General features: G+C 58.9%; 22 protein-coding genes and 3 pseudogenes. 9 read left to right on the forward strand and 16 right to left on the reverse strand.

The window, feature by feature from the left end; genetic code table 11:
• Positions 1-74 precede the first annotated feature (74 nt).
• Positions 75-590: a hypothetical protein gene (locus tag ACM62R_RS00920; RefSeq protein WP_415182192.1), complete on the forward strand. Its 516-nt coding sequence runs from the start codon at positions 75-77 to the stop codon at positions 588-590.
• Positions 591-632: 42 nt separating this feature from the next.
• Here the strand turns inward: ACM62R_RS00920 and ACM62R_RS00925 are convergent, their stop codons facing one another.
• Positions 633-1,529, reverse strand: coding sequence for a restriction endonuclease (locus ACM62R_RS00925; RefSeq protein WP_415182193.1), 897 nt, complete (start codon positions 1,527-1,529; stop codon positions 633-635).
• A gap of 602 nt (positions 1,530-2,131) precedes the next feature.
• Entirely contained in the window at positions 2,132-2,536 is a 405-nt protein-coding gene (locus ACM62R_RS00930) for a hypothetical protein (RefSeq protein WP_415182194.1), read from the reverse strand.
• 91 nt (positions 2,537-2,627) lie between these two features.
• Between ACM62R_RS00930 and ACM62R_RS00935 the strand changes: the two are divergent.
• A pseudogene (locus tag ACM62R_RS00935) lies at positions 2,628-4,223 on the forward strand (IS3 family transposase); the annotation flags it as partial.
• 7 nt (positions 4,224-4,230) lie between these two features.
• Here ACM62R_RS00935 and ACM62R_RS00940 read toward each other — a convergent pair.
• From ACM62R_RS00940 to ACM62R_RS01005, 14 genes and pseudogenes are all read right to left on the reverse strand, one after another.
• A pseudogene (locus ACM62R_RS00940) lies at positions 4,231-4,995 on the reverse strand (IS3 family transposase); the annotation flags it as partial.
• Positions 4,937-5,740: a patatin-like phospholipase family protein gene (locus ACM62R_RS00945; RefSeq protein WP_415182195.1), complete on the reverse strand. Its 804-nt coding sequence runs from the start codon at positions 5,738-5,740 to the stop codon at positions 4,937-4,939. The gene ACM62R_RS00945 and the pseudogene ACM62R_RS00940, both read right to left, overlap by 59 nt.
• Positions 5,741-5,936: 196 nt before the next feature.
• A pseudogene (locus ACM62R_RS00950) lies at positions 5,937-6,653 on the reverse strand (hypothetical protein); the annotation flags it as partial.
• A 180-nt stretch (positions 6,654-6,833) separates the two neighbouring features.
• Positions 6,834-9,275, reverse strand: coding sequence for a LamG-like jellyroll fold domain-containing protein (locus ACM62R_RS00955; protein ID WP_415182196.1), 2,442 nt, complete (start codon positions 9,273-9,275; stop codon positions 6,834-6,836).
• 641 nt (positions 9,276-9,916) lie between these two features.
• Positions 9,917-10,180 carry a DUF6522 family protein gene (locus tag ACM62R_RS00960; RefSeq protein ID WP_415182197.1) on the reverse strand — a complete coding sequence of 88 codons (264 nt, stop codon included), beginning with the start codon at positions 10,178-10,180 and terminating at the stop codon, positions 9,917-9,919.
• The gene (locus ACM62R_RS00965) at positions 10,177-10,410 is read right to left on the reverse strand and encodes a hexameric tyrosine-coordinated heme protein (RefSeq protein WP_415182198.1); all 234 of its coding nucleotides are present in this window, start codon (positions 10,408-10,410) and stop codon (positions 10,177-10,179) included. The genes ACM62R_RS00960 and ACM62R_RS00965 overlap by 4 nt, the downstream gene beginning before the upstream one ends.
• Positions 10,403-10,579: a cbb3-type cytochrome oxidase assembly protein CcoS gene (gene ccoS / locus ACM62R_RS00970; RefSeq protein ID WP_415182199.1), complete on the reverse strand. Its 177-nt coding sequence runs from the start codon at positions 10,577-10,579 to the stop codon at positions 10,403-10,405. Before ccoS ends, ACM62R_RS00965 begins: the two co-directional genes overlap by 8 nt.
• Positions 10,576-11,382, reverse strand: coding sequence for a DUF2189 domain-containing protein (locus ACM62R_RS00975; RefSeq protein WP_415182200.1), 807 nt, complete (start codon positions 11,380-11,382; stop codon positions 10,576-10,578). The genes ccoS and ACM62R_RS00975 overlap by 4 nt, the downstream gene beginning before the upstream one ends.
• A 12-nt stretch (positions 11,383-11,394) precedes the next feature.
• Positions 11,395-11,553 carry a hypothetical protein gene (locus ACM62R_RS00980; RefSeq protein WP_415182201.1) on the reverse strand — a complete coding sequence of 53 codons (159 nt, stop codon included), beginning with the start codon at positions 11,551-11,553 and terminating at the stop codon, positions 11,395-11,397.
• Positions 11,550-12,416, reverse strand: coding sequence for a cytochrome-c oxidase, cbb3-type subunit III (gene ccoP, locus ACM62R_RS00985; RefSeq protein ID WP_415182202.1), 867 nt, complete (start codon positions 12,414-12,416; stop codon positions 11,550-11,552). Before ccoP ends, ACM62R_RS00980 begins: the two co-directional genes overlap by 4 nt.
• On the reverse strand, positions 12,404-12,577 hold the full coding sequence (locus tag ACM62R_RS00990; RefSeq protein WP_415182203.1) for a cbb3-type cytochrome c oxidase subunit 3: 174 nt from the start codon (positions 12,575-12,577) through the stop codon (positions 12,404-12,406). The genes ccoP and ACM62R_RS00990 overlap by 13 nt, the downstream gene beginning before the upstream one ends.
• Before the next feature lie 3 nt (positions 12,578-12,580).
• Complete coding sequence (ccoO, locus tag ACM62R_RS00995) at positions 12,581-13,312, reverse strand: cytochrome-c oxidase, cbb3-type subunit II (RefSeq protein WP_415182204.1); 732 nt, start codon at positions 13,310-13,312, stop codon at positions 12,581-12,583.
• A gap of 4 nt (positions 13,313-13,316) precedes the next feature.
• Positions 13,317-14,942 (reverse strand): cytochrome-c oxidase, cbb3-type subunit I, encoded by a 1,626-nt coding sequence (ccoN, locus tag ACM62R_RS01000; protein ID WP_415182205.1) that lies wholly within the window; start codon positions 14,940-14,942, stop codon positions 13,317-13,319.
• An 85-nt stretch (positions 14,943-15,027) separates the two neighbouring features.
• Complete coding sequence (locus ACM62R_RS01005) at positions 15,028-15,468, reverse strand: RrF2 family transcriptional regulator (protein ID WP_415182206.1); 441 nt, start codon at positions 15,466-15,468, stop codon at positions 15,028-15,030.
• 86 nt (positions 15,469-15,554) lie between these two features.
• Between ACM62R_RS01005 and ACM62R_RS01010 the strand changes: the two genes are divergently transcribed.
• The 7 genes from ACM62R_RS01010 to ACM62R_RS01040 are packed head-to-tail and all read left to right on the forward strand — an operon-like array spanning position 15,555 to position 20,204.
• Entirely contained in the window at positions 15,555-16,016 is a 462-nt protein-coding gene (locus ACM62R_RS01010; protein ID WP_415182207.1) for a group III truncated hemoglobin, read from the forward strand.
• Positions 16,017-16,031: 15 nt separating this feature from the next.
• Positions 16,032-16,508 (forward strand): hemerythrin domain-containing protein, encoded by a 477-nt coding sequence (locus ACM62R_RS01015; RefSeq protein ID WP_415182208.1) that lies wholly within the window; start codon positions 16,032-16,034, stop codon positions 16,506-16,508.
• 32 nt (positions 16,509-16,540) lie between these two features.
• Positions 16,541-16,885 carry a carboxymuconolactone decarboxylase family protein gene (locus ACM62R_RS01020; RefSeq protein WP_415182209.1) on the forward strand — a complete coding sequence of 115 codons (345 nt, stop codon included), beginning with the start codon at positions 16,541-16,543 and terminating at the stop codon, positions 16,883-16,885.
• Positions 16,882-17,265 (forward strand): DUF488 domain-containing protein, encoded by a 384-nt coding sequence (locus tag ACM62R_RS01025; RefSeq protein WP_415182210.1) that lies wholly within the window; start codon positions 16,882-16,884, stop codon positions 17,263-17,265. The genes ACM62R_RS01020 and ACM62R_RS01025 overlap by 4 nt, the downstream gene beginning before the upstream one ends.
• Positions 17,258-18,295, forward strand: a complete 1,038-nt coding sequence (locus tag ACM62R_RS01030; RefSeq protein WP_415182211.1) for an NAD(P)H-dependent flavin oxidoreductase — start codon at positions 17,258-17,260, stop codon at positions 18,293-18,295. Before ACM62R_RS01025 ends, ACM62R_RS01030 begins: the two co-directional genes overlap by 8 nt.
• Entirely contained in the window at positions 18,292-18,987 is a 696-nt protein-coding gene (locus ACM62R_RS01035) for a 5-formyltetrahydrofolate cyclo-ligase (protein ID WP_415182212.1), read from the forward strand. Before ACM62R_RS01030 ends, ACM62R_RS01035 begins: the two co-directional genes overlap by 4 nt.
• Positions 18,984-20,204, forward strand: a complete 1,221-nt coding sequence (locus tag ACM62R_RS01040; RefSeq protein WP_415182213.1) for an NnrS family protein — start codon at positions 18,984-18,986, stop codon at positions 20,202-20,204. Before ACM62R_RS01035 ends, ACM62R_RS01040 begins: the two co-directional genes overlap by 4 nt.
• The last annotated feature ends 111 nt before the right edge of the window (positions 20,205-20,315 follow it).

Raw genomic sequence — 20,315 nt, forward strand, 5'->3', positions numbered from 1 at the left:
AAGCTGACCGAAATTGGGTGAAAAAAACGGCTTGATCAAGACGGATACTCGAGACTACTCTCGGCGATCCTGCGATGTTGGATTTTTTCAAAACCGTTCTTGACCATGCATTTTTGCTACCACTCATGGAATTAGAGCTAAACCAGTGCACCTCGAACCAAGGAGGTCAAATACTGTCCCACCAAGGCCTGGCGCGACCGTCTTGCTTTAGCAGCGAAGCGCCACTTTTTTTCGGTAAAAGTTTTATTTCCTTGGAGCTTACATCGACAGGTGAGAACGAATTTCGACAAATCTTCCACGAACTACCGCACGGTCACTACTCCGGCCATTTTGGAAATGCGCTTTCAGCATACTCTTGCATTGATGAAGGAAGCGGTATCTGCGCTACGCAGAAGTTCATTGAGGATGCGGTGAATATGCCAAACCTTCAGATCCTCGAACGCCTTGTTGATGCGGAGACAGGGGCGAAGCATTTCCTGCCAATTGATCTAATAGATTCTTTCCGAGCGCAGAACAGTGAAAATTGCCTCTCTGGTAGGTTGGGCCAAACAAGAGCTATTGTTGACTTGCCGAGCAAACGTAGGCTTTGAAACGTGCACTACGTACTACAGAGACTTTCCTTTGTAGAAAACTTAAGAAAAAAGCTGTCTCGTGGGCACAAGAGGCTCTTTCCGTTCTACTAAGTGTCTTATTTTTTCTCTCAAAACCTCATCCAAGTGAAGGTCTCTATCAAGCGTATCAATTATGTCCATTCCATCCATGAGGATGATCTGGCGTGAAGTGAATGCGGAGAACGCCTGAGTGCTAAATCCCTCATAACTAATGAACAGCCCGCGGGCCCACAACACCCTCTCGGAAACCTTCCCTTGGAAAGAATGCAAAGTGGCTGCGTTGGTCTTGCTGGCCTGCCACTTCGCCTCAAGAAGGTAAACCTCGTTGTCGTGAATAAACGATCCGTCGATCTGCTCACCAGAATTTCGGAACCCCCCACGTGAGTTCAGGTTCCACCCATCGAAGAAGCGGCCCAGAAACTTCTCGAAAGCATACCCCCGGGCGTGAGGCTCCATTGAAAACATCTCGATGAACCCATCGTGCAGCGCTCGCCGCTCATTCGGTGTCGGCCCCTTCCGTTGTTGCATCGTCTCTTTAGGTACCTCCTGGGACTTGGGGGCGTGGTCATACGGCGGCAAAGGGGTGCCTCCGAAGCGCTCCACAATCGCAGAGAGGCGCGCTCGGCTGTCTGGAACAACCTCGGGCATCCCTTCGTCTATCCGATAGACTTCACGGTATTCCCAGAGCGCTGTTAGTAGATTTGCAATGGCAAGCGGCTGAGCCTTTCGGAGAAAGGCTCTCAGACGCTTACCCTTCGAGCCAGTGCCTTCTTTGTAGGTATCGTCATAGATGTCGACGCCGACTTCATCGGAGAAGAACTCAGCGAACGTCCTGTTTGTAAAGTTAAGTACATACCCGCTGTCCATCTCGGTTAAATCGTTGATCAACTTCAACTCAATAGGTCGAATAACCGTCATGTGAAAAGCCTTCTTCCAACCACTCTTGCCACAAAAAACGCAGATCTCCGAGAGTCTATGTGATCATCCGGGATGGAGCACCTATTCAAGCAAATGTGGATCAAGCCATTGAGTTTGTGTAGGGGTGCGCATATTTTTTCGTCATCTCGCATACACCTGTCTGGGCAAAATAATTCGTGTCTATACCTTCACAAATGGGCAGGATTTGTGCACCAGAGGATCACGTGTCAGACTTTCGGTCACAGGGGCGTCGCTCGGAGCTTTTCGACGGAAGCTCATCCATGGACAGCCGAGCTTGCCGCCGACGCGGAAGACCCTGAATTGTCACATCAAGTGGCGGCCCGGTACGCACCAGACGCTTGTGCATCTCACGCCCAGTAGCAAAGCGTGGCTTTACACTCTTGTCAGGTTTGTCTTCATGCATTGATGGCCTCCCCGAACAAGGGCATCCTATCAGATAGCATCCACGAAGGAAGTCCTTTGTCCACGCCGAGTGACCTCACGTGGGTGACTGACGAATTTCATTGAGCGGGCAAGCATGTGCGTAGGTCGTAGCTAAACTTACCAAGGTGGCGTCGCTTGACTTGCCTCGAAGTTACTCGTCAGACCACCTCGGCCGGGCCGTCCGCTTGTCCGTAGGGCAGGACTCCGATGAATCCGCCTTCGCAGAATTCATCATTATTCGCGAGTGCGCTTAAAAGCACCGGCCGCCAGTGGTTTCGATAAAACGCATGAGACTCAACACTGGCTTGCTTACTGAGATAATATCTAACCCCTTGCTCTCCCTGAAATCTTGCTGAAAGATGCAGACCAGTTGTATGCGCGACGAGATAGGTGTTGACATCTTTTTGGAATCTATTGTTCAGCGATAAGGCTTCCATTTGGAACTCCAGCTTTGCATGAAGCAAAGCGGGTAGCGCTGCGTCAGAATCGATTGAGTACTTTGTGACCAGCCCACCATTCACAATTGAAACCTCAACTTGGAGGAACTGAACATCAGGTAGCAAGTCAAAGTACGCGTGTACCCCCTGTGTCAGGGAAGTTGTCCGCAGCTTTACTTTTCCTCTATTTTTCAAGTGGGCGGGATAGGACGATGACGTGGGATATTCACCGGAACGCAAGGCTTTTGTGCTGAAGCGGATGCTGCCGCCGGACAACATGGCCATTCGGCAGTTGTCGCGGGCGGAAGGGATTTCGGAGGCAACGCTGCACAAATGGCGTGCCGAGGCGCGCGGCAAGGGGCAGCTTCTACCCGATGCTGACGCTGGCCCGGAGAGTTGGTCTTCGCGCGACAAGTTCGCGGCGGTTTTGGAAACGGCGGCGCTGAACGAGGCCGATCTGGCCGAATACTGCCGCAAGCGCGGGCTTTATCCTGCGCAGATCGCGGCTTGGCGGTCCGCTTGTGAGCAGGCGAATGACTGGGATCGCAGCAGCATGGCCCGGATCAGCCAGGCGACCAAGGAAGATAAGAAGCGGGTCAAGGATCTGGAACGGGACCTGGCCCGCAAGGACCGCGCATTGGCCGAAACCGCAGCGCTTCTGGTTCTCAGAAAAAAGGCTCAGGCGATCTGGGGGGGCTTTGATCCCGCATGATCAGCACCTCAGATCGCCAAACCGCCATTGCTCTGATCGACGCGGCCGTCACCGCCGGTGCGCGCCGTGCCAAAGCCTGCGCCACGCTGGAGATCAGCGATCGCACCCTGCGGCGCTGGATGAACGGCGGCGAGGTTCAGCCCGATGGGCGGCCCATCGTGTCGCGCCCTGAACCCGCCAACAAGCTGAGCCCGGTCGAGCGCGCGGCCGTGTTGGATGTCTGCAATGCAGTGGAGTTTGCCAATCTGCCGCCAAGCCAGATCGTCCCGAAACTGGCCGATCAGGGGCGGTATCTGGCGTCGGAGTCCAGCTTCTACCGCATTCTGCGCGCGGATGGGCAACAGCACCACCGGGGTCGAGCGAAGCCGCCGGTCCGGCGTAAGCCGCCTGCCAGCTACAAGGCGAGCGCACCCTGCGAGGTCTCATTCTCGCGCATGTAAACATGCGCTGCCATGCAGCGGGGCCTGAGACATCACTTGGATACCGGGGCTGGTGGCGGGCATGTTCTTCTACCTCTACCTGATCCGCTGCCCGGCAATGGTTTGCATGCAAACCATGAAAGGGGGACATCTTCAGCCGCAAGACCGTCGGCTGGGAAATTCATGAGCGCGAGGGCGCAGACCTAGTGGCCGCCCTGGTCCGGCAGGCCGTGCTGGCCGAGGGTTGCGTCTTGCGCCCTCTGGTGCTGCACGCCGACAACGGCAGCCCCATGAAGGGCGCCACGATGAAGGTGACCATGGAGAAACTGGGCATCACCGCGTCCTACAGCCGCCCGCGCGTCAGCAACGACAACCCGCATCGAAGAAGCGTTGTTCCGAACCTGCAAATACCGCCCGGACTGGCCGAGCGAAGGGTTTACGACCAAGGCTGACGCCCTGCTTGGATGAAGTCCTTCGCCGGCTGGTATAACGACGAGCACCTGCACGAGCGCCATCCGCTTCGTCACCCCGGGAGCGCGCAACACTCGCCAGTCTCTATGCACAAGCACGAGCGCAAAACCCGAAACGCTGGTCAGGCAAAATCCGAAACTGGCAACCCGCCGGACCCGTCTGGCTCAACCCCGAACGCGAAACCAGCGCCCCTGAAATCAGAGACGCCGCACGAAATCGGCGGACAACTGCTTTGACAAACACCCCTCTCGGGCATGCAAGGCATGCCCTGCCAGTCGACGGTTGGTGGTGCGTTTGAACTTCCGGAGGCGGATGACCTGGATGCCGTTCTGGCGCATCAGACGGCCAACGCGGCGCTGGCCGACGCGGATGCCCCGCTCGTTCAACTTCTCGGTCATGCGCGGCCTGCCCCTTGCGGCGATGCAATCGCCTAACGGGCAACGCATAGCTGCGCAGGCTCAGGCGGTGCTGATCGCGGATAGGGTCAAGAGCACCATGTCGCGTCGCTGCCGGTGCGACGGGGGCCTGTGCTTTCAGGCATGGAGCCCACGTTCTGAAACGCCCATCAGGCGGCACAGTTGGTCGCGGGTCAGGGTACCGCGATACCCAGCAATATACTGAAACTTCACGGCTTTTGGGCCGCGAAGAAACCTCTCGCGCTTGCAGGCATACGCTGCCGGTCAACGCATCGCCGCCTTTTTTGGCACCTCCCCCATTCGCCGGAAAAACAGTCTCCCAGACGGTTTTCCTGTCCGGCTCAAATCCCGGAGAATGCGGTTCCCTTTGCGCAACCGTTCGTTCTTACAAAGCAGTTCGGCGTCCTGCGCAGGAACTTTGGATTCCTCAGAAAACATCCGAACCCATTTGCCAAGGGTCGAATGCCCAACCCCCAAATCAGACGCAACCTGACGCCGTGTCAGGCCACTAGTGAGCGCGATGCGCACCGTATCCCGCTTGAACTCGTCGCGCGGTATCGCTGCCATATCCAGCCTCCTTGATGGCGGGTATTGCTCTCAAAAAACCGGAACGAAACCGGTGCAGGTCCAGCAGGCCTTCGTCCAGCGCGGGCAAAAGCGCCGGATAAGCTGCCGAGGCGGTGACAGCATGGTCTAGGGACATATTCTGGTCCGCCAGTTCGCCGTAGCGCCAAGAGCCGGATTGCTTCTGCGTGAAGTAAAACGCCGAGCCTGTTCGCAAGTCAGAAGCGTTGACGATAAGCAAAGGACCGCCCGCCGGCAGGCCGCGCAACAGCGCAACACCAAAAAGTTCGTCGTCAAACACACGCTCCAGGATAGTGGTGCGGCTGGCAAACCGACGAATGGGAGAATGCAGTTTTTCGACGCGCCATTTCGCGCGCTGGTTGGGCGGGATCAGGAGCAGAAGCCACCGTGCGACGAACGCGATCAGGTTGATGATGATATTTGTCGGTATGAGGACCGTGGCACAGAAAAAGGCGCGCAGGCCCTCGGTCGTGGAGAAGGCCTTGCCGATTGCCGGTCGCACGAAGCCGGAGGCGAGATGCCTGCGGACGCGCTCCTCGAACGCCGGAAACGGATCGGTGTTGGCCGCGAACAGCGCGCCAATCACACTATCGCCAGAGACAGTCGAGATGACTTTCACCCGCTCAAGAATGCCAAGTTGATCAAGGGCCCGGAGGCATCCGAGATGAAAAGCAATGGCGCGGGTGCCGCCGCAGGATAGGGCAAGACCGATTTCTTCTTTCGCCATCAGCCCGTCGCTTCCTGCGATGCATCGGGCTCTTCTCCGTCTTCGACTGATTCCGCGTAGCGATTGGCCAGTATGTTTCCGATTTCTCAGTCCCCGGCGATGAGCATCAGGGCGGGCAAGGTATCAATGTCGAAGACCGTGGAAAGCCAGTCGATTTGAACCAAGTCAGTCGCGCTTGGGCGCGCTGCCGCGCGCGGTGGATGATGTCCAGCGCCCAGACCTGATTGGGCCATGTGATGGGCAATTTCCGCAGCAGATAGGGGCAGATCTTGTGCCCCGGCGCCGGTTTTGAAGTGTTGGGCTTGCGATACAACGCTTCAATGCTCATCCGTTTTATCAGCATCGTAACATGCAGCAGCCCTACCTTGAACCCATCCTGAACCAATAATCCATGCAACATCCGGCTGCCCATTGCCCGGCAGGGTATTGCACACCAATGCCCGAGAGGGGGTAAAGCGGAACTCCTTGTGCAACTTTTCCCCTCTCGGCGTTTGCTTCGCAAAAGCCTGCCGGGCAACGGCTCCGATGCATCAGCTTTGGATCGTCGGCCGAAACCGGGCGCGGCCGGTAATAAACTCTGCCCTTGCGGATCCCCAGCGCAATGGCCTGGCGGCTGAGGCTAAGCTTTGCCGCCAGCTCTCCAATCTTGGCATGCAGCGTCTTCACGTCAATCGCAGGTTCCGGCACCGCTTTCGCCGCCTCGCCAAAGACCCTTGTCGCGTCTTCTAGCAGTTGGTCGCGCCATTGCTTGATCTGGTTCGCCTCTTGATGTTTGCTCGCAAACATCTGCCGTTAACAGGTGAACATCAAAGTCCTGCGCCAGTTCGATCAGGGTCTTCTCGCCATTGATCGCGGCAACCGCCACTTTCGCCTTGAATACCGGACTGTGGTTCCAGCGCGGTCGTCTCGTCATGGTTATCTCCTCGCTCGCAGCATCATGCGGCTGTCGCGCGGGAAATCCACCTATCCCGGCTGTTCAGTTTTTTCGGGACACCTCTGACGATTATAACTGCAAACAAAGATCGGCGCGCTGTTGAAGCGCGCCGATCGGGTATTGGGGCGGCGGCGCGTTGGCGCCGGCTGCCAGGGCATGTCAGGCGAAGAAGTTGCCGTCAGCCGCGTTCAAAGCGTGATCGTAGATTGCGAAATCAGAGATGGTCCCGTCAAACGCGTCTGATGCATCTGCCGAGCCATCGTGACTGGCCCAACCAAGCCCACCAATCTGCATGACCTGGTCATTATGGCTCCAGTCCATGGTGAAACTGTCAGAGTCGACCAGTTTGCCGTTGAGATAAAGCGATACCTCATCATCGTCAAAGCTGGCGGCCACATCATAGTGAGTGTTGGCCTTGAGACCGCTGGCCGACAGGATCGCGTCCGAGTCGTCGTCCTGGAAACGGGCGTAAAGCGTGCCGTTCTTGATGTAGATCGACAGGTGGTTACCGCCGTCTTCATACCCCCAGGCATCTTTCGAAACGAGGCCCGCCAGTTTTTTGACGCTATCTGCTTCGAAGCTGAAAGCGATGGTGCCTTGGGAAAGCTCCAGGCTATCGTCGTGGTCGACCGAGACCACACTACCCACTTTACCGTTGAATTCGCTATCGCCCAAGAGGCTGAACACCGGCGCAAGACTGCTTTCGGGGCCAGCTTCCGGGGTCGGGTCCGTGGGGGTCGGATCCGTGGGGGCAGGATCAACCGGGGCCGGGTCAACCGGGGTCGGGTCCACAGGTGCAGGGTCCACAGGTGCAGGGTCAACCGTGCTCGAATTGTCCGCAGTGGTGTTATCATCGGTTTGCCCCGACAACAATTTGTCCATTTCTGCGGGGGATTTCACACCCTCGACGATCACCACATCGGAAATGGTGCCGTCAAATACATGCGTAAAGTCAGATTGACCTGTGCCGCTGGCCCAACCATTGGCACCAATTTGCATGTATTCATTATTGTTCACCCAAGACGTATCAATCGCAGCGGTGCCAACAGATGTACCATCAAGCCAAACTTGCGCCGCACCGTCACCAAAGCTGACCTGAAGGTCATAATCGGTATTGGCCTGGATCCCTTTTACCGAGATGATCTGCTCAGACGCACCGTCTTGGAAGCGTACATGCAGCGTGCCGTTTTGGATGTAGCTGGTAAAGTGGTTGCCGCCGCCGGCATAACCATAGGCATCCTTGGACAAAATGCCGTGGCTGCCCGATACGACATCGGCGTTGAACGTCAGCGCGATCGTAGCCGAGTCAAGATGTAGGGCATCTGTGGCCTTGACGTTGATCACATCGCCTTTGCCGGAAATTTCATGCGCGCCACCCATCCAGAAGGCTGCCCCGGCCACGCTGGTGTTGCTGCCCGTGTTCGTATCAGGGCCGGTGCCGGTATCGGTGCCGGTGTCCGTGTCGGGCGTGGTATCGGGTTTTGTGTCAGGTTCGGGCGTAGGTGGGGTAACTTCGGGGGTCGGCGCAGGCTCTACCGGGTCGGGTGTTACCGGCGGGGTGCTGGCGCCGTTATCAGAGTGATCCTTGCCGTCAAGCAGTTCCATCAGCCGGCCATAGGCGCCCTTGCCAATAGCGGCACTACCCGCGACGGGGCGCAGATCCTCGAGAGTGATGCCCAGTCCGGCATCGGCATTCTTGAATAAGGTGTTGTAGTGGTTGACATCTTTTACGTCATCCCACTGTGCCACAATATTCGATCCCGAGGTGCCGCCCTCATAGGATGAGGTGATATTGTTTTCCACCACGCTGCCGGAAGGCACCCGGATCGCGGCCGCTTTATGGCCCAGGTTGGGGACGCTCAATACCGTGTTGTCGCGAACCGTAATGCCCGATCCATCAGACACCAGGATCGCATTAAGCTTTCCGGAATAGATGATGTTATCTTCAATGGTGATGTTGTTATATACGGCGTCATCAAGGAAAATACCCTGTGCGCGTTCCGAGCTTTGCGAAAGAAAGGTATTGCCGCGGATCACCACATCAGAGGCTTCTGCCTGAAATTGCATGAAGTCAGCATGGGATTTGGGGCCGGGATAAAGATGGCCACCACCGTCATTGTTTTCGATCACTACATCATGGACGCCGCCGAACTTGAAAAAGTCCGAGTAGACGTAATCAACAGAGTTGTTCTTGACCGTAAGATGGTCGCTGCCAAAGCCCAGAATGCCGTTCCCGATGTCATGCACATTGTTGTTGTCCAGCGTGACATAGTCCGATTCTTTGACATGAATGCCGTAGTGACCGTCGTAGACCTTGTCGACAAGGCCATTCACCTCGGAATTGATGAACTCGATATGGTTGCTGCGGTAGACTTGCACGACCCACGACCCCGGGCCCCCATTTGACGGGCTGTCGACATGCACATTGTCCACGCGCAGGTGGCTTGAATTTTCAAACTTGAGCGAGCTGAACTGAGCCTCGTGGTTGGCGTCTGCCGATTTCAGCGTGACATAGCTGTCGAAATTCAGGTTCTTGAGATTGAGCGAGCCGTAGTTGCCCGACGAAAGCAGGATCGTATCGCCGCCTGATGCCTTGCTCAAGGCTGAGGTCAGCTCAGCCGAGCTGGAAACTTTATACGTGGTTGCCATCTATTATTGCCTCGTGTCGTTGTTTGACTTGTATTGTGTTTGGAGTGGTTCGATTGGGTCCGGATTTATCGGGGCAGTTTGACCCTTTCAAGGCGGGGGTGTGGCACTAAGCGCTGAATCGCGCATGGCATTAAAAGCCATTTCAAACAAAAGGATACGTTCGCTTTGGCCAATTGTGGCGAAACCTGGGTGAATATTAGTACCTGGTGTTGGGCAGATTTACGCCGGATTGGTTAAGGAAAGTTTACCAAAATCCGCCGATCAATCATGATTTGCTGGCAAGTTGATCTGAATTTATGGCCCGCTCTGGAATTGACCAATTCAACCCGGACCCCCAGAAACCTTTAATGCCAGGTTTCTAGATTTAATATCCACTTATGGAATATCTTCAGGAAAAATGTTGTAGGAATAATAACCTGATAACAACGCCGTAGGTCAATGACGCTGCCCATCCAAAGAAGCGCGAATCACGTTGAGGGGGTATATATGGGCGCGATTTGGTCTTGTGGCGGCGCCCTGGCCAGACTGGTGTGAAGTCTCACCGCATAGCGGCAACGCCAAACCCACACCGCTGCGCGGTTTGGGATTCAACGCTAGGCGGTGGCTGATCTTTTTGGAAATGTAGCCCGTGACAGGATGTTCCCCTGATCATCCAAAGTCAGGCGCAAGGCAACGCCATGGTGCAGGAATGTCAGCCGAAAGCGGCCGGCATCTTCTTCAACGCCCGTTTCGCAGCGGCTGGTGATCTTACCCTCTCGCATCCGTATGCGCACGGCTTCGGGGTCCAAGTCGAATGCAGCCGCCAGAACGGCTGCATCGACCTCGAACCCCTCAGCGGTGATGCTGACGTCGCTCATTTCGTGTCACGCCAGTATCCATTGGCTGCAGCGATGGTGGCGAAATTGGTTGCGATCACGGCGCTGACTGCGATCAGCGCATCGGCGTCTTCGGCGTATTCGGGGCGCAGCCGGTCGCGTACCGCCGCATCAGGCTGGGTTTTCTTGATCGCTATGCGCGAAAGCTTGATTGCAAGGTCATAACCCTCACTTGGGGTTGCCGTGATCAGGGTTGGTAGCCAGTTATCCATTGGTTCTATCTCCTTTCAAGGGGGGAAGCGGGGTTGTATCGGGGCCCAGAACGCGGGCGGCGGCGCCTTGCAGATCGTCATACTGGCCGGTGCGCAGGCTCCAGAAAAAGGCCGCAAGCGCGGAAAGGCCCAACCCAAGCGATACAGGAATGAGGAATAGATAGCTCATCGTTGCGACCCCTCGGGGGGGCGAATGGCCTCCCATGCGTGCCAAGTTCCGTGCCCCAGTACCGGAAATATCACGATCAGCCCCAGTAGGCCAGTGAGCGCGCAAAGCGCAAAGCCCATCACAACAATCACCCCCCAGGGTAACACCGCGCGTAGATTATGGGTGGTCAGGGCAAAACTGCTGCCAAGCGCAGTCAGCGCGTCTGTGCGCCGGTCCAGCAACATCGGAATGGAAAACAGGCTGATCGCCATGGCAAAGGCCGCAAACAGCCCCCCTACCGCCGAGCCGGTGATAATCAGCGCCCAACCGCGTGGAGTGGCGAAAAGCTGCGCAAAAAGGTGGTCGAACCCCGGGAACGGCAAGAGCCCGAAGAACAGCGCATAAAGCAAATCTGCCGTGCGCAACCACAGCATGACCAAAAGGCACAGCAGCAACCCCGCAAAGGCCACCTGCCCACCCGAGCGGGGATGAACCAGAACCATCTGAGGCAGACTGATAGTCTGTCCGCGCTGCAATCTGCGGCTTTTTTCATAGAGGCCGATGGCCAGCAATGGGCCAATCACCAAAAAGCCCGAGATTGCCGGAAAAATCAGCAAGGGCAACTGCACCCGGATCAGCCCCCAGATAATCAGCGATGTCACCGCAAAGACACCAAATCCATAGGCCAGGCTTTGCACCGGGTTGCGGACAAAGTCGCCCCACCCGGCGGCCAGCCACGACAGGGCGGCATTGGGCGGTAAATGGCGCGACAAGCCGTGGTCAGGGGGGGTCGGGGGGGTAACGGCGGGAAGGGGCTCAAGCATGGGTCACCTTTCTCAGCAGCCGGCAGTCGCGGCGGGTTTGCCCGGGTCGACCGGAACGCAGCCGGGGTGCGAACCGGTGGCTACCGAGACGAATTGCCAATTCGCCCCGATCACCAGCGCCAGCCCGGCGACAACGGCCAATCCGGCCAAAAGACGTGGGTGCCGGGTCATTTTGTGTCTCCCGACAGACCCTCGACATAAAGCGCCAACATCCGGATGTCGGCGGTTGTCAGGCGGCTTTCCCAAGTGGGCATATGCCCCTGCCGCCCGTTGACCAGCGTTTGCCGGATCGTGGCAAGGTCGCCGCCGTAAATCCAGTCGGCATCGGTCAGGTTTGGCGCGCCGGTGCCCTCGACGCCCCTGGCGTCTTCGCCATGGCAAGAGGCGCAGTTGTCTTGAAACAGCACCGCCCCATCCGAAGTGTCATCCGCAACAACGCCGCCAGACAGGGTTTGGACATAGGCGGCAAGGGTCGTGATCTCGGGGCGGGTCAACAGCTCGTCCCGGCCGAAAGCGGGCATCTGTGCCGCACGGCTGTCGGGGTGGGTGCTGTTGATGCCCACGGTGATGGTTTCGGCAATATCATCGGCCGTATCGCCCCAGATCCAGATATTGTCGGAAAGGCGCGGAAAGCCGGGGCCGCCAATCCCTTTTTCGCCGTGACACGCCTGACAGTTCTGCCCGAAAAGCGGCGCTGCGGTTTCCATGGCACGGGTCATCAGCACCGGGTCGGCGCGGATTGCGTCAAACTCCAGATTGGTCATCTGCGCCATCCAATCGGCGCGTTCGGCGCTGGCGGCGGCGATATCCTTGGCAACGGCGGTCTTTTGATCGACGCCCAACAGACCCTTGGTATAGGTCCGGCCCAACGGCCAAGTCGGCAACAGTATCCAGCCGATCAGCGCGGCGATATGGGTGACGATGATCGCGATGATCACCACGCGCGGTATCGGGGTGTTCAGCTCTTTGATACCATTCCAGTCATGGCCGGTTGTGGTATAGCCTGAAACCGGGTCGCGTTCTATTTTTGCCATGGCTGATCCTTTGATGTCAGGATAGAGCGCGCGGCGTGGTCTGCCTGTGCCTTGCGCGACGGGCGGTAGGTGTAGATTACCACCACGATGAAGAAGCCCATCAGATAGAACAGCCCAAAGGATTTGGCGATCACGACAAGCAGGTCATGGGAAATGGTCATGGCTCAGTTCCCCACAGGTTCGGTGTCATAGGGCACTTGGGTCATCTGGCCCAGGATTTGCAGATAGGCGATGACTGCGTCTGCCTCGGTCACGGTGGGCAGGCCGGTAAAGGGCCGCATATTCGTGGCCTCGCCATAGCGGTCTGTCACGCCGGTGGCATCGTCACTATCGGGCAGGGTCTGGGCGCGCGCATCGCGTGTGGCGTTGGCGATCATGTCGTCGGTATAGGGGACACCCAGTTTTTGCAGCGTGGCAAGGTCGGCGCCCAGCGTTGACATATCAAGGCTGGTCTGCGCCAGCCACGGATAGGCGGGCATGATAGAGCTGGGCACCACATCGCGCGGATTGTTCAGATGCGCCAGATGCCAGTCATCGGAATACTTGCCCCCCAGCCGCGCAATATCGGGGCCGGTGCGTTTGGAGCCCCAAAGCATCGGATGGTCATATTGCGATTCAGCGGCCAGCGAATAGGGGCCGTAGCGTTCGACATCATCGCGCAGGGTGCGGATCATCTGGCTGTGGCAGGCATAACAGCCTTCGCGGATGTAGATATTGCGCCCGGCCAGTTCCAGCGGCGTGTAGACCCGCATGTCGGGGGTGGTTTCCACCGTCTGATCAATGGTGAACAGCGGCGCGATTTCCACCAGCCCGCCAACACTACCGGCAATGATGATGCCGATAACCAGCAGAATCGACTTTTTCTCAAGGTTGTAATGCGCGTTGAACAGGGGCATGGGCCTACTCCGCCGGTTGAGGGGCAAGGGGGCGGTCGGCTGCGGTGTCTGGAACACCCCGCACCGTAAGCCAGATATTGGTCGCGCCCACCACCATTCCCGTCAAGAACAGCGCGCCACCGATGAAGCGACCGATATAATAGGGGCGCATCGCCTCGATGCTTTCAAGGAAGGAATAGTTCAGCGTGCCCGCCGCATTATAGGTGCGCCACATCAGCCCTTGGGTGATGCCCGCGTTCCACAGCGAAAAGACGTAGGTGATCAGCCCCGCAAGGGCGAGCCAGAAGTGCCATTCGACCAACCGCGCCGAATGCATCTTCTGGCGCCCCCAGATCAGCGGCACGACTGAATAAAAGGCGCCAAACGTCACCATTGCCAGCCACCCCAGCGCCCCGGAATGCACATGCCCCACCGTCCAGTCGGTATAGTGCGACAGCGCGTTGACCGGGCGGATTGCCATGAAAGAGCCCTCAAACGTCGACAGCCCGTAAAACACCGCCGCGACGAACATGAACCGCAGCGTTGCATCATCACGAACCCGGTGCCAGGCACCGTTCAACGTGGCAATCGCGTTGCCCGCCGAGGCCCAGCTTGGCACCAACAGCATGATCGAGAAGGTCATCCCCAACGTCTGCACCCAGTTCGGCAGCGCCGTGTAGTGCAAATGGTGCGAGCCCACCCAAAGGTAAAAGAAGGTGATCCCCCAAAAGCTTAGGATCGACAGCCGGTAAGAATAGATCGGCCGCTGCGCCCGAACCGGCAGATAGTAGTAAAGCATCCCCAAAAAGCCGGACGTCATGAAGAACGCCACCGCATTGTGGCCATACCACCATTGCACCATCGCATCCTGCACGCCCGAAAACGCAGGGTAACTTTTCGCGCCCGCAAAGCTGACCGGCAGCGCCGCCGCATTGACGATATGCAGCATTGCCACCACGATTATAAAGGCGAGGTAATACCAGTTGGCGACATAGATATGCGGTTCGGCGCGGCGCGCCAAAGTGCGCAGGTAAAGCACCAGATAAACCACCCAGACGATGACCAGCCAGATATCGGCATACCATTCCGGCTCGGCATATTCCTTGGATTGGGTGACGCCCATCATATAGCCGGTGACCGCCCAGACCAGAAACAGGTTATACCCGATCAACACGAACCACGGGCTTAACTGGTCGGCCAGCCTTGTGCGGCAGGTCCGCTGCATGACGTGAAACGAGGTGGCGATCAGCGCGTTGCCGCCAAACGCAAAGATGACGCCGGTGGTATGCACCGGGCGAATTCGGCCATAGCCTGACCAGGCCTGCCCGAAGGTCGCGTCGGGCCAGACCATCAGCGCCGCAACCCAAAGCCCGATTGCCATGGCAAACACGCCCCAGGCCATCGAGATCAGGATGCCGACCTTGATCGGGTCGTCGTAATAGCGTTGCAGGCGGGCGGGGTCGGGCTGGGGTTCCTCCAGCACGCTGCCGACCGCAAAGACCAGGATCAGACCCAGCACCAGCGCCATGAAACCATGAACCGCCATCGGGTCATGTTTGCCCGCCGCTGCCATTATCAAACCGACCAATGCAAGGCCCAAAGCTAGCAGCAGGGCCAAGGAACGTTCGGCGCGGGTCAGCTGTGCGATCATCGGGTATCCTTACTTCATATTCAAAAGTTGACAGTTCTCCAAAGCGGGGATGTCGGGGTTTGGTCCGGTGGGTGTGGGCGCGGTGTCATCGCAGCACCAGCGTGCCAGCCGGCACAAGCGCCAGCGGGGGCAGGGCGATATCGGCCAGCGTCGAGCGATCAAGATCGGCCAGAAAGGCCGCTTCTGCATTGCGCAGCCGTGCCTTTAGCAGGCAACAGCCGGTGATGGTGCAATCGCCGCCCCCCACCGCAAAGCAATCGACCAGCGCCTGCCCGTCTTCCAGTATTCGAATCACATCGCCTAGCCTGACCTGATCCGCCGGGCGCGCCAGCATGGCCCCCCCACCGGCCCCACGCCGCGTGGTGACAATGCCCGCCTGCGCCAGGCTGGCAACGATCTTTGTCAGATGATTGCGTGACAAGGCAAATTCATCCGCCAATTCCGCAGTGGAAAACGCTCGGTCAGGGGCTGAGGCAATCCGCATCAGTGCGCGGAGGCCAAATTCGGTGAAGGAGGTCAGGCGCATTGCAGCTTTCACTATGAATTGGCATTTACAATACCTATTATCAGAGTTTATCTCTCGCGCAACCCCTGATGAAGGACTTGCCGCCCATGTGCGCCGCCGCCCCAAAGATACAGCCCGCCAGCGTTCGCCCGCAGGTGACGGCCGATCTGATGGCGCGCACCGGCCTTGATGAGCTGATCCTGACGCAGCTTGTGCACGGGTTTTATGACCGGGTTCGGCGTGATCCGCTGCTGGGGCCGATCTTTGATGCCCATATCAAGGATTGGGGGCCGCATCTGGAACGAATGGTCGAATTCTGGTCCTCGGTCGCATTGATGACCGGGCGGTATCATGGCGCGCCCATGCCCAAGCATCTGCCGCTGCCAGTCGAGGGCGAGCATTTTGAGCGTTGGCTGTCGCTGTTTCGCGCAACGGCCAAGGACGTGTGCCCACCGGCCGGTGCCGCCTGGGTGATTGAGCGGGCCGAACGGATCGCCGCCTCAATTCACCTCAACATTCAGGATGCGCGCGTGTATCATGGTAAGGCAGGCTTACCGCCACAGCTGTAAAGAAGGATGACAAGGATGAAAGCCGATATGCCCCCCAAAGATCCCGCCGCGCTGACCACCTTTATCGAGACGCGCTACCACGCCGTCCACCGCGAACAACTGCCACAGCTTGCGACGTTGGCGTTGAAAATCGAACAGGTTCATGCAGGCGCACCTGACGTGCCGCAGGGGCTTGGGGCGTTGTTGCAGCACATGATCGGTGAGTTGGAAGTGCATATGAAGAAAGAGGAGCTGATCCTGTTTCCGGCCATCAGGCGCGGCGGCATGCCGGGGCTTGAAAACCCGATTGCGGTGATGCGCGCCGACCATGACGACCATCAGGCCGAAGTCGCGCAGATCCGCGCGCTGACCAATGACCTGACTTTGCCCGCCGGCGCCTGCAGAACATGGACCGCGCTTTACGAGGGGCTGGCCGTGTTTCTGGATGATCTGGACGCCCATATCCGGCTGGAAAATGAGGTTCTGTTTCCTCAGTTTGAACCAGCCGCCTGACCCTTGGCCCCGCAGCCCCGAAGGAGAGACCCATGACAGATATCTCAATGCCCAAAGCCACCCGTGCCCATGCTGAAAAGCGCCATGCACTGGCCCCTGCGGCGGATGATGCCTTTCGCGCCTTCGGGGCCGCCGTGTTTGCGCCCGGCGCGCTGGATGCGCGCACCAAACAGCTTATCGCGGTTGCGGTTGCCCATGTCACGCAATGCCCGTGGTGCATCGAGGGCCATGTAAAGGCGGCCCGCCGCGAAGGTGCAAGCGGCGAGGCGATCATGGAGGCAATCTGGGTTGCCGCCGAAATGCGCGCGGGCGCTGCCTTTGCTCATTCGATCAAGGCGTTAGAGTTGATCGACCCGGAACTGGCCGCCAAGAAATGACGACGGCCATTCACCTGTGCCGCGCTTATGACGCCCGCGATGGGGCAAAGACCGTCGGCGCGCGACTGTTGGTGGACAGGCTGTGGCCGCGCGGCATTGCCAAGGCAGATCTGCCGATCGACGCCTGGCTGCGCGATCTGGCCCCCAGCACGTCCTTGCGCAAATGGTTCGATCATGACCCCGCAAAATGGGACGGCTTCAAAACCCGATACGAAACTGAGTTGAACGAAGCCCCCGATGTGGTCGACCAGGCGCTGGGCTGGTGCCGCAAGGGACCGGTCACGCTACTTTACGGCGCAAAGGACACCGAGCATAATCAGGCCCTTGTCTTGCGCGATTACCTGGAAGAAAAGCTGGGGAAAAAGGTGTCACATGAGTGAATTCAACCTGCATACCCCGGTTTGCGATTTGCTGGGGTGCGCGCATCCGGTCCTGCTCGCGGGGATGGGCGGGGTTGCGCGGTCTGACCTTGTCGCGGCGGTGGCCGAGGCGGGGGGATACGGTGTGCTGGGGATGGTTCGGGAAAGCCCTGAACTGATCACCCAAGAGGTGGCGGCAATCCGCAGCCTGACCAATCACCCGTTTGCGGTGAATCTGATCCCTGCGGCAACCGAAGCCCGCCTGCTGGATGCAGAGCTGGGCACTTGTTTCGATCTTGCGGTTCCTGCGCTGTGCTTTTTCTGGGATGTGGTGCCAGAGGCGGTCGCGCGGGCCAAGAAGGCCGGGGTGCTGGTGTTGCATCAGGTCGGCTCGCTCGCGGCTGCCAAAGCGGCCGAGGCGGCGGGCGCCGATGTGGTGATTGTTCAGGGGGTCGAGGCCGGCGGGCATGTGCATGGCACGGTCGGGGCATTGGTGCTGGTCGAACAGGTCGCACGGGCGGTATCGATTCCGGTGATCGCGTCGGGCGGTTTTGCCACGGGGGCGGGGCTGGTTGCCGCGATGGCGCTGGGGGCAGAGGGTATTCATTGCGGCACCGCGTTCCTGGCCACGGCAGAATCCTTTGCGCATGATGACCACAAGGCCCGCATATTGGCTGCGATGGCCGAGGATACCGTTTTCACCGATGCTTTCGCACTGAACTGGCCGCCCAATTCACCCGTCCGGGTGATCCGCAATTCGGTTACGGATGCGCTGGGGCATGACCTTATGGGGCACCACCCCGATCGCCTGCCGCATGAGGTGATCGCGCAGGATGGCGGCAAGCCCTTGTTGAAATTCAGCACCGACTCGCCCTTGCGCACGACAACGGGTGATCTGGAGGCCTTGGCCGCCTATGCCGGTCAAGGTGTTGCGCTGATCAATGATTTGCCCAGAGCCGCAGAACGGCTCGCTGCGATCTTGGCCGAGGCGCAGATTGCACTGGCGCGGATGAACCGCCTTACCCATGCAAAGCCGGGGGCCATGGAATGAGCCGCGATGATCACGCCCAAAGGGGCTATGCGTCGCCCCCTTGCTATGCGCATGAGATTGACCCAACCTATTTCGATCCGCTTGGGGTTGATCCGCAGCAGGCGCAGGACGTCGCGCGTTGGCGCCGCGCAGAACGCACGCGCCTCTTGACCGAACGGGCGGCGCTGTCGGTCGAGGCCCGAAAAGCCGCGGCCCGCACCATTGCCGAACATCTCGACCAGTTTCTGGCAGAGCGGTTCGCCAGCCTGCGCGGGCTGACGATTTCGGCGTGGTGGCCCATCAAGGCTGAGCTGGATCTGCGGTTTTGGTTGACGGGGCTGGCGGCGCAGGGCGCGCGGGCGGCTTTGCCGCTGGTCACCACGCGCGCCGCCCCGCTGATTTTTCGCGCCTGGACAGCCGAGACCAAAATGGAGCGCGGATTTTGGAACATTCCCGTTCCCGCCGAGGGTCCGGCCCTCACCCCCGATATCGTTCTTTCCCCGGTCGTCGGCTGGGACGCCGAAGCCTACCGCCTGGGCTACGGCGGTGGTTATTTTGACCGCACCTTGGCCGCGCTTGCACCGCGACCGCTGGCTATCGGGGTCGGGCTTGACACGGCCCGTATTGCTACGATCTTTCCGCAACCCCATGACATCCCAATGCAAGCCATCATAACCGAGACGGGCCTGCACACACCAAAGGACAGACCATGAAGACCTCTGCCGAAAAAATGCGCGCCTGGACCGGCCCAGCAATCTTTAGTTTTGGCTTCAGGCCATTCTTTTTACTGGGCACGATCTGGGCGGCCCTGGCGATGGTGGTCTGGGTGCTGATGCTGACTGGGCGCGATATTTTCCCAACTGCTTTCGATCCGGTTTCATGGCACGCGCATGAATTTCTGTTCGGCTATCTTGGGGCGGTTCTGGCGGGGTTCTTGCTGACGGCGGTGCCAAACTGGACCGGGCGCCTGCCGATGGTCGGCTGGCCGCTGGCGGGGCTGGTGGGGCTTTGGGTGCTGGGGCGGTTCGCGGTAGCCGTGTCTGCCCTTTTGCCCTGGGGGCTGGTGATGATTGCTGATCTGGCGTTTCCGATAGCCTTGGCGTTGGTATTGTCCCGCGAGATATTCGCTGGGAAAAACTGGAAGAACCTGCCCGTTGTGGGGTTGGTATTCGGGTTTGTGGTGGCCAACGCGCTTTATCACCTGACGTTGGCGCAGGGCGGCTATCCGGCGGGCGGGGTCGGGCTGCGGCTGGGGCTGGCGGCTGCGGTGACGATGATTTCTTTGATCGGCGGGCGTATCGTGCCCAGTTTTACACGCAACTGGTTGGCGCAACGGCGGCATCCGTCGTTACCGGTGCCTTATGGCCGGGCCGATGGGGGGGTGCTGGTGCTGACACTGGTGGCGCTGCTGTTGTGGGTGACCTGGCCGGCGCAGGTTGTGACGGCTGTCGCCTGTGCGCTGGTCGGGGTTGCACATTTCTGGCGCCTGTCGCGCTGGTCAGGACGGCACGCGGTAGGTGAGCCGCTGGTCTGGGTGCTTCATGTCGGCTACGCCTTTGTCCCGCTGGGGTTTTTGGCGATCGCAGCGGGGCATTTCATACCCGGCATGGGGCCTGCCGCACAACATGTGTGGATGGCAGGCGCGATCGGATTGATGACGCTGGCGGTGATGACGCGTGCCAGCCTTGGTCATGCCGGGCGCCCCTTGCATGCGACGCGCCCGATTGCGTCGCTTTACGTCTTGTTGATCGTATCGGTCCTGGCCCGCTTCTCCATGGGCATTTTCCCGGATCAGGATTGGTTGCTGCATCTGGCGGCCGGGGCGTGGATTGCTGCGTTTGGTGGTTTTGCGGTGATTTACTGGCCAGTGCTTGCGCGTCCCCGCGAGGCCAAGCGCCAACCAATGAGCGCCGCCCGCCTGAAGGGATAGGTAGCGCCTTTAACCGTGGCCCGGCCAGGGGTGGTCGGGCTGATCTTCGCGCGCTGTTCCGACAAAAAAGACAAATTCTTGCGCCGGAGCCGTTCCAATCTCAGAAAAATT

The organism is Phaeovulum sp. (assembly GCF_047638075.1).
Taxonomy (GTDB): Bacteria; Pseudomonadota; Alphaproteobacteria; order Rhodobacterales; family Rhodobacteraceae; genus UBA6197.